This window comes from Mesorhizobium sp. M7A.F.Ca.MR.148.00.0.0, from assembly GCF_003997735.1.
In the GTDB taxonomy this organism is placed as follows: Bacteria; Pseudomonadota; Alphaproteobacteria; order Rhizobiales; family Rhizobiaceae; genus Mesorhizobium.
The window spans coordinates 1-10,741 of sequence record NZ_RZTB01000152.1; the positions used below are offsets into that span (position 1 = coordinate 1).

General features: G+C 64.5%; 15 protein-coding genes and 1 pseudogene. 6 read left to right on the forward strand and 10 right to left on the reverse strand.

What is annotated here, in order from left to right:
• A partial coding sequence (locus tag EOB49_RS30505) for a LysR substrate-binding domain-containing protein (RefSeq protein WP_127383165.1) occupies positions 1 to 852 on the reverse strand: 852 nt, incomplete at its 3' end.
• A 112-nt stretch (positions 853 to 964) separates the two neighbouring features.
• On the opposite strand from EOB49_RS30505, the gene EOB49_RS30510 reads away from it, so the two are divergent.
• Together EOB49_RS30510 and EOB49_RS30515 are read left to right on the forward strand one after the other, a co-directional pair.
• Positions 965 to 1,174 (forward strand): hypothetical protein, encoded by a 210-nt coding sequence (locus EOB49_RS30510; RefSeq protein ID WP_127269973.1) that lies wholly within the window; start codon positions 965 to 967, stop codon positions 1,172 to 1,174.
• Positions 1,175 to 1,201: 27 nt separating this feature from the next.
• Positions 1,202 to 1,966: a sulfite exporter TauE/SafE family protein gene (locus tag EOB49_RS30515; RefSeq protein WP_127383166.1), complete on the forward strand. Its 765-nt coding sequence runs from the start codon at positions 1,202 to 1,204 to the stop codon at positions 1,964 to 1,966.
• 39 nt (positions 1,967 to 2,005) lie between these two features.
• Here the strand turns inward: EOB49_RS30515 and EOB49_RS30520 are convergent, their stop codons facing one another.
• The 3 genes from EOB49_RS30520 to EOB49_RS30530 form a co-directional block, all read right to left on the reverse strand.
• Positions 2,006 to 2,191, reverse strand: coding sequence for a DUF1778 domain-containing protein (locus tag EOB49_RS30520; protein ID WP_245472894.1), 186 nt, complete (start codon positions 2,189 to 2,191; stop codon positions 2,006 to 2,008).
• A 90-nt stretch (positions 2,192 to 2,281) separates the two neighbouring features.
• Positions 2,282 to 2,839 (reverse strand): sugar O-acetyltransferase, encoded by a 558-nt coding sequence (locus tag EOB49_RS30525; protein WP_127383168.1) that lies wholly within the window; start codon positions 2,837 to 2,839, stop codon positions 2,282 to 2,284.
• A gap of 117 nt (positions 2,840 to 2,956) precedes the next feature.
• A complete protein-coding gene (locus EOB49_RS30530) occupies positions 2,957 to 3,406 on the reverse strand; it encodes a universal stress protein (protein WP_127267216.1) in 450 nt (149 codons plus the stop codon).
• Positions 3,407 to 3,613: 207 nt separating this feature from the next.
• Between EOB49_RS30530 and EOB49_RS30535 the strand changes: the two genes are divergently transcribed.
• Positions 3,614 to 4,195 (forward strand): histidine phosphatase family protein, encoded by a 582-nt coding sequence (locus EOB49_RS30535; RefSeq protein ID WP_127383169.1) that lies wholly within the window; start codon positions 3,614 to 3,616, stop codon positions 4,193 to 4,195.
• A gap of 31 nt (positions 4,196 to 4,226) precedes the next feature.
• Here the strand turns inward: EOB49_RS30535 and EOB49_RS30540 are convergent, their stop codons facing one another.
• Positions 4,227 to 4,628 (reverse strand): VOC family protein, encoded by a 402-nt coding sequence (locus tag EOB49_RS30540; protein ID WP_127383170.1) that lies wholly within the window; start codon positions 4,626 to 4,628, stop codon positions 4,227 to 4,229.
• A gap of 118 nt (positions 4,629 to 4,746) precedes the next feature.
• Positions 4,747 to 5,481 (reverse strand): pseudouridine synthase, encoded by a 735-nt coding sequence (locus tag EOB49_RS30545; protein WP_127383171.1) that lies wholly within the window; start codon positions 5,479 to 5,481, stop codon positions 4,747 to 4,749.
• A 64-nt stretch (positions 5,482 to 5,545) separates the two neighbouring features.
• Here EOB49_RS30545 and EOB49_RS30550 point away from each other — a divergent pair, with 64 nt between their 5' ends.
• Positions 5,546 to 6,148, forward strand: a complete 603-nt coding sequence (locus EOB49_RS30550; protein WP_245470258.1) for an SRPBCC domain-containing protein — start codon at positions 5,546 to 5,548, stop codon at positions 6,146 to 6,148.
• A gap of 38 nt (positions 6,149 to 6,186) precedes the next feature.
• Here the strand turns inward: EOB49_RS30550 and EOB49_RS30555 are convergent, their stop codons facing one another.
• Positions 6,187 to 7,020 carry a helix-turn-helix transcriptional regulator gene (locus tag EOB49_RS30555; RefSeq protein WP_164781862.1) on the reverse strand — a complete coding sequence of 278 codons (834 nt, stop codon included), beginning with the start codon at positions 7,018 to 7,020 and terminating at the stop codon, positions 6,187 to 6,189.
• A gap of 90 nt (positions 7,021 to 7,110) precedes the next feature.
• On the opposite strand from EOB49_RS30555, the pseudogene EOB49_RS30560 reads away from it, so the two are divergent.
• Positions 7,111 to 7,991, forward strand: a pseudogene (locus EOB49_RS30560) (SDR family oxidoreductase).
• Between the two features lie 50 nt (positions 7,992 to 8,041).
• Here EOB49_RS30560 and EOB49_RS30565 read toward each other — a convergent pair.
• From EOB49_RS30565 to EOB49_RS30575, 3 genes are read right to left on the reverse strand one after another with little or no spacing between them, the layout of a single operon-like run.
• On the reverse strand, positions 8,042 to 8,740 hold the full coding sequence (locus EOB49_RS30565; protein ID WP_127383173.1) for a RibD family protein: 699 nt from the start codon (positions 8,738 to 8,740) through the stop codon (positions 8,042 to 8,044).
• 5 nt (positions 8,741 to 8,745) lie between these two features.
• On the reverse strand, positions 8,746 to 9,147 hold the full coding sequence (locus EOB49_RS30570) for a type II toxin-antitoxin system HicB family antitoxin (RefSeq protein WP_127322197.1): 402 nt from the start codon (positions 9,145 to 9,147) through the stop codon (positions 8,746 to 8,748).
• A 5-nt stretch (positions 9,148 to 9,152) separates the two neighbouring features.
• Entirely contained in the window at positions 9,153 to 9,341 is a 189-nt protein-coding gene (locus EOB49_RS30575; RefSeq protein ID WP_127326556.1) for a type II toxin-antitoxin system HicA family toxin, read from the reverse strand.
• 366 nt (positions 9,342 to 9,707) lie between these two features.
• Between EOB49_RS30575 and EOB49_RS30580 the strand changes: the two genes are divergently transcribed.
• Positions 9,708 to 10,655: a substrate-binding domain-containing protein gene (locus EOB49_RS30580; protein WP_013530574.1), complete on the forward strand. Its 948-nt coding sequence runs from the start codon at positions 9,708 to 9,710 to the stop codon at positions 10,653 to 10,655.
• The last annotated feature ends 86 nt before the right edge of the window (positions 10,656 to 10,741 follow it).

The following is a 10,741-nucleotide window of genomic DNA, read 5'->3' on the forward strand; positions in this document are numbered from 1 at the left end:
CAGTTTTGCCTGTGGCGTCAACTCATCGAAGCGGCGGGCACAGAGGTTCAGCTGGCGCGTCGCCCAGTCGTCGGTCAGCCGCAGGCTTCGCAGCGAGCGTGCCGAGCGGCGCGCCGCACTTTCCGGCACGATAGCGATGCCGGCGCCCTGGGCGACCAGCCGGCAGACATTGTGGAGGCCGGGCACGCGGATGCGGAAGTGCAGATGGCCGCCAAGGCGGGCGGCCTGACGGGTGATGTGCTCCTGCAAGGGATGGCCGGCGCTCAGGCCGACAAAGGCTTCGCCGAGCAGGTCGCCGAGGTTGGCCGTATTGCCTTCGAGGTCGGGCCAGTCTCGCGCGGCGATCACCATGAGCCTGTCGATGAAGAACGGCTTCTGCTCCAGATGCGAAAGGCCGGCCCAGGTCGCGGCGATGCCGAGATCGGCGGCACCGCTTGCCACCGCCTCTGCGATCTCGTGGCTGGGGCGCTCGTCGAGGTCGATGTCGATGCCGGGATGCGCGACGAGGAAGGCCGGCAGCATGTCGCGCAGCAGCGCGCTGGTGGCGGCCGTGTTGGCCATCAGCCGCACGCGGGCGCGCAGGCCCGTGGCATAGGCGCCGAGGTCGCCGGCCATCGCCTCGATCTGGTTCTGCACCGCGCGCGCATGGTGCAGCAGCGCCTGCCCGGCGGCCGTCGGCACCACGCCGCGCCGCCGCCGGTCTAAAAGCGGCGCGCCGAGGCTTTCCTCCATGCCCTTGATGCGGGCGCTGGCGGAGGCGAGCGCCAGCCCCGCAAGTTCGGCACCATGGGTGATGCTGCCGCGCTCGGCGACCAGCAGGAACAGCCGGAGATCGGTAAGATCGAAGCGCATCTTTCTTCTCCTGCAGGGTTTCAGCCTTCGGCGCAGGCGAAGGCTGACGGCGTAACTTCCACATTGTGGGCGGCCGGCATGTCAGTCAAATCTTTTGCGATGGAGATGCGCGATGAGCGAAAAGGCGACAGGCCGGCATGGACCCGGCATACTTGAAAGCGCGGCGATCGTGCTTGCGATCGCGGTGGCCTCGCTTGCCATGGCGCGAGCGGAGCCCGGCCAGCGCGGTTGCGTGGCGATGGCTGCCCCTGTCCACCATGAAGCAACGCCTGCAAAACCCGCACCCGACGATGATGCGGCGGACATGCTGTTGCATGACTGATCGAAGCGGCACCCCGAAGGAACGACCGTGCTGAGCGTCGGCGTCATCGCCTGGATCGGCGCGGTCTTCCTTGCCGCGGGCTTCGTCAAGGGTGTCGTCGGCATGGGGCTGCCGACCGTGGCGATGGGGCTGCTGGCGGTAACGATGCCGCCGGCGCAGGCGGCTGCCCTGCTCTTGATCCCGTCGCTGGTCACCAATCTTTGGCAGTTGTTCACCGGCCCATCCTTCGGCGGGCTGTGCAAGCGGTTATGGACGATGATGGCCGGCGTCGTGCTTGGCACCGTCGCCGGGGCCGGCCTGCTCACCGGCACACACTCTGGCGTTGCCTCGGCCGGGCTCGGTGCGGCGCTGGTGCTTTACGCCATTCTCGGCCTGCTCAAGCTTGGCTTCACCACGCCGGCGCGCCACGAGGCGTTGGTATCACCGCTGGTCGGCGTGGCGACCGGGCTGGTCACCGGCGCCACCGGGGTCTTCGTCATCCCGGCCGTGCCCTATCTGCAATCGCTGCGGCTGGGCCGGGAAGACCTCATCCAAGCGCTCGGCCTGTCCTTCACCGTGTCGACGGCGGCTCTTGCCCTTGGGTTGTTCAAGGCAGGCGCGTTCGCATCGCCGACAATGCAACTGGCGGGATCGGTCCTGGCGCTTGCGCCGGCGCTCGCCGGCATGTTCGCCGGCCAGGCGCGGCGCCAGGCGATGAGCGTCGAGACGTTTCGCACGGTGTTCTTCGCCGGGCTGCTGATGCTGGGCGGGTATCTGGTCTTGGAGGCCGCGCTCTGGTCTTCGGCATCCTAAGCGGCCGGTGGGGATTGGCGCGGAGCGTGATCATCAGCGTCATGCAGCGTCCCACGGAGGCTTTGTCGTCATGGTGCGGCGCAACCGGTGGTCCGGATGCTGCGGCGCGTCGAGACGTTCCAGAAAAGCGGCGTAGACATCCGGCTCGACAGCAAAGATGTCGCGGTTGAGCAACGTGTCTTCAGTGGCACGCTGCAACGCTTCAAGCATGAAGTCCTTGCGCATGAATGGGCTCCTTCCCTGCGTTAACAGCATAGCATAGCGACGATGTCACTACGATCTGTCGGTCCGGCCGCCCGATGAAAAGTCGCGCCCTCATTCGGCAATCGACCTGATGACGTTGGCCGGGTTTCCCCCGACAAGCGTGTTCGGGGGAACGTTCCTAGTGACCACGGAACCCGCCGCGACAACCGAGTTTTCGCCCACCGTCACGCCGCCGATGACCGTCGCGCCGGCCGCGATCCAGACATTGCGTTCGATCACGATCGGCTTTGCGGTCGTGAAGGCGCGACGCCGCGACGGTTCGACGGGATGGCCCGAGGTGATGAGGCTGACATTCGGCCCGATCATGACATCGTCGGCGATGTCGAGCCCGCCAAGATCATAAAAGGTGCAGTTCTGATTGATGAAGACATTGCGCCCGACGCGGATATCGGATCCGCCGGTCGTGTAGAAGGGCGGGATCAGCAGGAAGCTGTCGTCGACCTTCCTGCCAATGAGTTCGCTGAACAGGGTCCGGACTTCAGCCGCGTCGTTGAAGGTCAAGCGGTTGAGGCTTGCGGTGGTCGCCATCGCCCGTTTGACGTCGGCCAGCATGGCGGCCGACTGCGGCATTCCGCTGGGAATTATCCTGGTGCGACCCTCGTCCGCCATTCGTCAATTTTCTCCGGCGCGGTCGAACAATGTTGGCGCACGACAGCCGCGCCGGGATGGTCTCCGGCTGTTATTTGAGCATGATTCCGAAAGTCAGTTCCAGCCCGGGAAAACGCCCTAGCGGACGACCAGCACCGGGATTTCCGTGTAGGACAGCACTTCCGCCGTCTGGCTGCCGAGAAGCAGCTTGCCCAGTCCGCGGCGGCCGTGCGAAGCCATGACGATCAGGTCGCAGCCCAGGGCCTGCGACAGTTCCAGGATGGCTTCGGCGGGCCGCTTGTCCTCGACATGCACGACCTCCGCGGAGACGCCGACGGCGTTCGCCGACGCCTTGCACTTGTCGAGCACTTCCTTAGCGTGTCGTCCCGCCTCTTCCTTGTAGGCAGCCAGTTCGTTGCCGGCGGCATAGCCGGCCATGGCACCGCCCAAGGCGAAGATCGGGAATGGTTCCGAGACGGTGACGAAGGTGACAGCAGCGCCGAGGCCCTTGGCCAACGTTAGGCCGTGAGTAACGCCCTTGTCGGCCAGTTCCGATCCGTCCGTGGCGATGAGCAGATGTTTGTACATGACGATCTCGACTTGTTGTGCAAGGGCCCGTGCCCTTGTGGTGGCGGGAGCCTTGTGGAGGCTGGCCTCGATATAGTCGCGGCCTCGGGCCGATCACAGGGCCGGCCCGCCGCCGATCAAGGCCAGGCGACCACGCAGTTTTGTACCAAGCGGTTTCCCCTTTGCCGCATCGTCGCTTAAGGTGCTGGCGACACTGAAAGGCATTCCATGAGCAACGCGTATCCCCAAATCCATCTGGTCCGGCATGGTGAGACGGCATGGAGCCTTTCGGGGCAGCATACCGGCCGCACCGACATGCCGTTGACCCCGGTTGGCGAGGCCGCGGCGCGGGGTGTCGCCGATAGGCTCAAGGGGCTGTCTTTTTCGGCCGTATGGTCGAGCCCGTCGCAGCGCGCCTACAACACCAGTGTACTGGCCGGCTTCGACGCGCAGAGCGTCAAGAAGGACGATCTGCAGGAATGGGACTACGGCGCCTATGAGGGGCTGACGACAAAACAGATCCTGGCCGAGCGCCCCGGCTGGAATGTGTTTCGCGATGGTTGTCCGAAGGGCGAGATGGCGGCCGATGTCGGCGTGCGGGCCGACAGGATTATCGCCGGGCTGCGCGAGGCCAATGCCGGCATATTGGTGTTTTCCAGCGCGCATTTCTTGCGCGTGCTGGCGGCGCGCTGGATTGGCCTGCCGCCCGAAGGCGGCGCGCTGCTTGTGCTCGAAACAGCCAGCATCAGCGTGCTCGGCTACGAGCATGATTTGAGCGAGCCGGTCATCCGGAAATGGAACCAGAAGTAGGGCGGCTTTGGCCAGCGGCGCCGCTTCCGCCCTACCTGTCGAATTTCTTGATCGCTTCGGCGGTCACCGGCGTGAAGAAATTCACCAGATTGCCATCGGGGTCGCGAAACAGCAGCGAGCGATTGCCCCAGGGCATTGTGGTTGGCTTCTGCACAGTAACATTCTTGACGAGGTCCGAGAGCCTGGCGAATTCAGCATCGACGTCGCCGACGCGGAACTCGAGGATGACGGTGTGGTTGTCGGCGGGGCGGGCGATGTCGCCGCCAAACAGCATCAAGGTGCGCGTGCTGCCGATCGCCAGCGTGCAGGCCGGTGTCGCCAGTTCCGCGAAGTCTTCCGTGTAGACCGTCACGGGCATGCCCGTGATCTCGCCGTAGAAGCGCACGAGGCGCTGAACGTCCGAAGTGATGATGCGGACAGAGACGAAATTCATTGCTTTGGCTCCTGATCGTTGAAGCCGTGGCCGGCTCTCATCCGACCTATAGGCCAGGCCTCCTGACAGCTTTCCGTCAGGACGGATTGCTGTGAGCCTGCACCAGCGCACGCGCTGCTCACCCCGTCAGCAGCGCCAGTTCCTCCGGTGTCAAACGCCGTGCCGTGCCCTTGGCGAGGTCGCCGAGCGGCAGGCGGCCGATGGCGATGCGGATGAGGCGCAGGACCTCGACGCCGTGCGCGGCGAGCAGGCGACGGATGTGGCGGTTGCGGCCTTCGTCGAGCACGATCTCCAGCCAGGCGGTGCGGCCGCCGCTGCGCAAAAGTTCGATCGAATTCGTGGTCAGGATCTCGCCGTCGACGCTCACGCCCGCGCGCAACGTCTTCAACATCGCCGCGTCCGGCACCGTGCCGACCTGCACGTGATAGGTTTTCGGCAAATGCGAAGCCGGGTCCATCAGCCGGTTGGCAAATCGGGTGTCGTTGGTCATCAGCAGCAGGCCTTCGCTGGCCTTGTCGAGGCGGCCAACCGGCGAGACGAAGGGCAGGTCGAGCCCTTCGAGGCAGGCATAGACGGTGTCGCGCTGTTGCGGGTCGTCGCGGGTGGTGACCAGCCCGCGCGGCTTGTTGAGCATGAGATAGACCTTGCGCTCGGCAACCACGGGCCTGTCGTCGACGACGATGCGGTCGCGGTCGACGTCGACGCGCAGGGCTGCATTGCGCACCACCTTGCCGCCGACGCGCACACGGCCTTCGGCGATCAGCACATCCGCCTGCGTGCGCGAGCACAGGCCGAGCTTCGACAGCGCCCGGTTGAGACTGACGCCGGCACATCCGCCTGCGTGCGCGAGCACAGGCCAAGTTTTGAGAGGGCGCGGTTGAGACTGACGCCGGGCGCCGCCTGCCTGCCGCTCTGCCGTGTCTGCCGTGGTGTCATGCTGCCCGTCTGCGCTGGTGGAGCCGACAGATGCCACGGGCCACGATCGCTTCGCAAGCCGCGCTGCTGCCTTCGCATGCGCCGCACCGCCCGAACGACGATATTGTCGTCGCCGCATCCGCGATAAATTGCAGCGCATGAGTGAGTCTGCCGCACCGATCATCAAGACCGTCGTCATCGCTGCAACGCCTGCCAAGATTTGGCAGGTGCTGACGACGCCCGCGATGATCCCGCAATGGATGTCCGACGAGGCGCTGACCGTCAGCCTCGAGAGACTTGTCGGCGGCGCGATCTTGATACACGGAGTGCTGCACGGAATGCCGTTCGAAAACCACGGAACTATCCGAGCTTTCGCGCAGGAGAGGGCGTTCGCCTACGGTTACTGGAGCACGCTGTCGGCCCCGCGGCTGGCGGACGTGCCCGAAAACCACACGGTGGTCAGCTTCGATCTGGCGCCGGCGGATCAGGGAACGCTGCTGACGCTGACGCTCAGCGATTTTGCCGAACCGGCGATCCGTCCGCATGCCAATCTCTACTGGGGGCCGACCTTGCAGATTCTGAAAGCGGTCTGCGAGCGCGCTTGAGGGCGGGAGTCATTCCCCGCGGAAGGGTTATCAGGCCCTTACTCTTTGGGGTGTTGGGCGAGAGCCAGCGCGCGAATACGGTCGGCGACGGCGCTGTCGACCGGGTTGTAGACGGTCAGGCTCAAATCCGGCCGGCCGTCGACCGCGAAGCCCGAATATTCCAGCTCGATATCGCCGAGTTTTGGATGCTTCAGGCGCTTTGTCCCGTCGCCGTGGCTGAGCACGTCGTTTTCGCGCCACAGCGCGTCGAATTCAGGGCTAGCGCTGCAGAGTTCGTCGACGAGTTCGCGCACCTCGGAGACAGCGCCGGCGCGTGCCGCATCGGCACGGAACGATCCCACCACGAAGCGAGCGAGGTTTTGCCAGTCGTGCTGCCTGGCGCGGATATGGGGACTGAGGAACATGAAGCGCAGGATGTTGCGCTCGCCCTCGGGCAGGGCGCTGTAGTCGGTCAGCACGACTCGCGCGGCGCGGTTCCAGGCAACGACATCCCAGGTGGCGGTCCTGACTATGGCGGGGCTGGCATCGAGCGTGTCGATGAGGCGCTGCAGCCGCGGGCTGACGCCCTCGGCACCGGTGTAGCGGACCTCGGGCGGGCGCCCCAACCCGAGCATGAAAAGATGTTCACGCTCCGCCTCGGTCAGCAGCAGCCCCTTGGCGATGCGATTGAGGACATCGGCCGAGGGTGCGCCGCCGCGGCCCTGTTCCAGCCACGTGTACCAGGTCGGGCTTATGTTGGCGCGCTGAGCAACCTCTTCCCGGCGCAACCCCGGCGTGCGTCGGCGGCCCGAAAAGCCGAAGGAAGCCGGATCGAGCCGCGTGCGCCGGTCTTTGAGGAACGCTGCCAGCGAGCCGGCGGAATTGGAGGGCATCCTGTTAGCCATTATACCATGATAAGATCACTACTTTAATAGAATAATAGACCAGCAATATTACGCAGGCAACTGTGCAGGAGATTTTGCATGCGTATCTTTCTCACCGGCGCGACCGGTTTCATCGGTTCGGCGCTGGTTCCCGAACTCATCCAGGCGGGCCACCAGGTGGTCGGCGTGACCCGCTCCGACGCCGGCGCCGAGGCGCTGGCTGCTGCTGGTGCCGAGGTGCACCGGGGGACCCTCGAAGATCCCGAGGGGCTGCGCGACGGCGCGGCCAAGGCGGAGGCTGTGATCCATACGGCGTTCGACCATGATTTCTCGCGGTTTGCCGAGAATTGCGAAAAGGACAAGCGCGTCATCGCCGCTCTCGGCGCCGCCCTAGCCGGCTCCGACCGGCCGCTGGTGATCACCTCCGGCGTCGGCATGGGCAGCCCTGGGCATGGCGAACTGGCGATTGAGGACGTCTTCAATGCCAGCCACCCCAATCCGCGCATAGCCTCCGAGCTGGCCGGCAATGCGCTTCTGGAAAACGGCATCAATCTGTCGGTGGTGCGGCTGCCGCAGGTCCACAATCCGGTCAAGCAAGGGCTTATCTCGCCGCTCATCGAGATCGCGCGTGAAAGGGGCGTCTCGGCCTATGTCGGCGAGGGCCGCAACCGCTTCTCCGCGGGCCATCTCCTCGATGCGGCGCGGCTTTACCGGCCGTGGAAAAGCGGCAACCGGGAGCACGCTATCACGCGGTCGGCGAGGAAGGCGTCGAGGTGCGGGCCATCGCCGAGGCGCTTGGAAGGGGCCTGAAATTGCCGGTCGTTTCCATCGCGCCGGAAAGAGCGGCGGAGCATTTCGGCTGGATGGCGATGTTCGCCCCCATGGACCTGCCGGCCTCCAGCGCGCTGACACAGGCACGGCTGGGCTGGCATCCGACCGGCCCGACGCTGATCGCCGATCTCGATGCCATGCGGTATTGATGCGCTGACAAAGCGGCGCCAGCCGGGCTGCATAGCGGCTAGGATTCCGGTTATGCAGGGCTGACCGCGTAGCGCAGATGGGCGAGCCCATGCGCCAAGGCCTTGCAGCTTTTCAGTGACAACTGTGTCTTGCCCGCCAGGCCGCTCTCGCCGAATTCGACGAAGGCCTGGTTTGCTGCGCGTCCATCGATCGCGGGCGCGACGAGAAGGCTCAGCTCATCGACGAGTCCGCCTGCGAGGAAGGAGCCGTTGATGCCGGCACCGCCCTCCAACAGCAACCGGCGGATGCCGAGTTCGCTTCCGAGCACCTCAAGCATCGCCGCGAGATCGATGTCCGCCGCTTCCGACACGATATAGGACACGCCGTCGGCGGCAAGCTCGGCCAAATGGCTGTCGGTAACGTCACGCCCAAGCAGCACCACGACGTGGTCGCCGCCGATGTCGGGTTTGGAAAAATGGAGCTTGCCCGAGGCATCGAGCGCCACGGCATAACTGCCCGCATCCCTTTGCGCGAAATGATAGGGCCGGTCGACCTTGCCGACATTGGCTGGTGGGTGCGCGGCGGCCTTGCTCATCTCGGCCATGGTGACGCGGCCGACGATCCAGGCGTCAGCCGCGAGATCACTGTGGATATGCTCGTAGAGGCTCGACCACTCCCCCCGGGTCCCGTCCGGACTTGTCGTGTAGCGGCTTGGATGAAGGCTGCCGTCGAGTGATGCGAGCATATGGCAGATGATTTGCGGCTTCATACGGGTCACGCCGCTTCAAGCGCCATCACTTTTTCAGCGGCCTTTGCGAGAAACCCGGATCGGGTATAGCCATGAGCTTCGGCAAAGGCATCGATCCTTTGGAGAATGTCGTCGGAAAGCGTCACGTTGATACGCACTGTTTTCCTGGTCTGGGTCTGGGCCGAGACCAGGATTGCAACACCGTCGCGATTATCGGCGTCTGCCATCACAGCCTCCAAACTGGAGGGTTCAGGAACAGCCCCGCCATCCTCGACCAACCCTTCGATGTGGAGGGCGAGGGCCTCTTCAGCCATGGACCGGGCGTCATCCAGATCCTTGCCGGCGGTAATCACGCCTGGGAAATCAGGGAAAGACACACCGAAGTCGCTGTCGGCATCCTTATGGATAAGTCCGATATACTGCTTCATGGCCGTCACCTCAGTTTCAGTCCAGATTGTTTTTCGATGCTGCGCAGGGTGCCTATTGGAATATCGCGCTTGGGATGAGGGACGGTGACCCGCCCTAGCCTGTCGCGGTGTTTGAATTGCGCATGACTGCCCCTTCGGGCAACTTCAACCCACCCATCAGCTTCCAACAGGCGGATAATGTCGGCGCTTTTCATGTGTATTTATACACATTTGATGGTGGCCTTTCAATAAGGAATATGAAGTCAGTCAACGCCAAATAGGCCGCAGGAGGCGAAGCGCCGTGTCTATTGTGCTGGGAAGCATGCCCACGATCCAAAAATCCGACAATTCCGATAATTTGCCGAACAGCGCTGTTATATCGAGGTTGCACAAATGGTTGGCCCTGGGTTAGCATCCCTGCGCAGGCGTCGGTGGGAGGCTCTTTTTACAGCGGCGGCCAGCTGGAGCGGCATGCGTTTTCGGGCGCAGGGAGGATGCTCCAACACTTTGAACCGATGCATGATCCTTCCTGAAACCGATCCCGGTTTTCGGGGTCGTGCGTTTTTGTGGAGGAGGATCCCATGAACAGACGTGAATTCCTGCTGTCGTCCGCGGCTTTCGGCGCCATGATGGTCGCCGCGCCCTCGGTGTTTGCGCAGGACAAGCTCACCATCCTTGGCTCGGTGCCCAGTCTCGGCTTTCCGTTCTTCGTGCACATGCTGAACGAGATCAAGGCGGAAGCCGCCACGCAAGGCGTCAATTTGACCGAAAGCGACGGCCAGAACTCGGCCACAAAGCAGACCGCCGACATCGAGGCCGCCCTGGTGCAGAAGGTCAACGCCATCGTCATCTCGCCGCTCGACGTCAATGCGCTGGCGCCGGCCATCGAGGAAGCGGTCAAGGCCGGCGTTCCCGTGGTGACGATCGACCGCCGTGTCGACGGCGTCGAGGGCATCCTCGCCCATGTCGGCGCCGATAACGTCAAGGGCGGCGAGGCGGAAGCCAACGCCGTGGTGGCGGCGTTCCCCAACGGCGCCAAGCTGTTCCATCTGCAGGGCCAGCCCGGCGCCGGCCCGGCGATCGACCGCAACAAGGGCGTTCACAACGTTCTCGATCCGCTGAAGGACAAGTACCAAATCGTCTTCGAGCAGACCGCCAACTTCGCCCGCGCCGAGGCGCTGTCGGTGACCGAGGCCGGCCTTGCCGCCAACGGCAAGCCGGACGCCATCGTCTGCGCCAATGACGACATGGCGCTGGGCGCCATGGAGGCTTGTGCCGCGCGCAACTTCACCGACGTCAAGATCTACGGCTTCGATGCACTGCCGGAAGCGCTGGTCGCGGTGCGTGACGGCAAGCTTGCGGGCACCGTCGAGCAGTTTCCCGGCGAGCAGTCGCGCACCGCGGTGCGCATCGCGGTGGCCTTTGCCAAGGACAAGACCGAGCCGAAGGAGAAGCTGGTGCTGCTGACGCCGATCGTCATAGGCAAGGACAATCTCGACAAGGCGGAGCGGATTGGCGAGACGAAGTAGCCAGGCGAGGCCGGCCGGACAGCACCCCCCTCTGTCCTGCCAGACATCTCCCCCGCAAGGGGGGAGATGTCTGGCAGGACAGAGGG

Bases quoted from the DNA above. Each gene is read 5' to 3' on its own strand.
- EOB49_RS30575 (WP_127326556.1), bottom strand. From the start codon at position 9,341: ATGAAAAGCGCCGACATTATCCGCCTGTTGGAAGCTGATGGGTGGGTT.
- EOB49_RS30520 (WP_245472894.1), bottom strand. From the start codon at position 2,191: ATGCGCAAGGACTTCATGCTTGAAGCGTTGCAGCGTGCCACTGAAGAC.
- EOB49_RS30570 (WP_127322197.1), bottom strand. From the start codon at position 9,147: ATGAAGCAGTATATCGGACTTATCCATAAGGATGCCGACAGCGACTTC.
- EOB49_RS30555 (WP_164781862.1), bottom strand. From the start codon at position 7,020: ATGCCCTCCAATTCCGCCGGCTCGCTGGCAGCGTTCCTCAAAGACCGG.
- EOB49_RS30530 (WP_127267216.1), bottom strand. From the start codon at position 3,406: ATGTACAAACATCTGCTCATCGCCACGGACGGATCGGAACTGGCCGAC.
- EOB49_RS30535 (WP_127383169.1), top strand. From the start codon at position 3,614: ATGAGCAACGCGTATCCCCAAATCCATCTGGTCCGGCATGGTGAGACG.
- EOB49_RS30565 (WP_127383173.1), bottom strand. From the start codon at position 8,740: ATGAAGCCGCAAATCATCTGCCATATGCTCGCATCACTCGACGGCAGC.
- EOB49_RS30580 (WP_013530574.1), top strand. From the start codon at position 9,708: ATGAACAGACGTGAATTCCTGCTGTCGTCCGCGGCTTTCGGCGCCATG.
- EOB49_RS30540 (WP_127383170.1), bottom strand. From the start codon at position 4,628: ATGAATTTCGTCTCTGTCCGCATCATCACTTCGGACGTTCAGCGCCTC.
- EOB49_RS30525 (WP_127383168.1), bottom strand. From the start codon at position 2,839: ATGGCGGACGAGGGTCGCACCAGGATAATTCCCAGCGGAATGCCGCAG.
- EOB49_RS30510 (WP_127269973.1), top strand. From the start codon at position 965: ATGAGCGAAAAGGCGACAGGCCGGCATGGACCCGGCATACTTGAAAGC.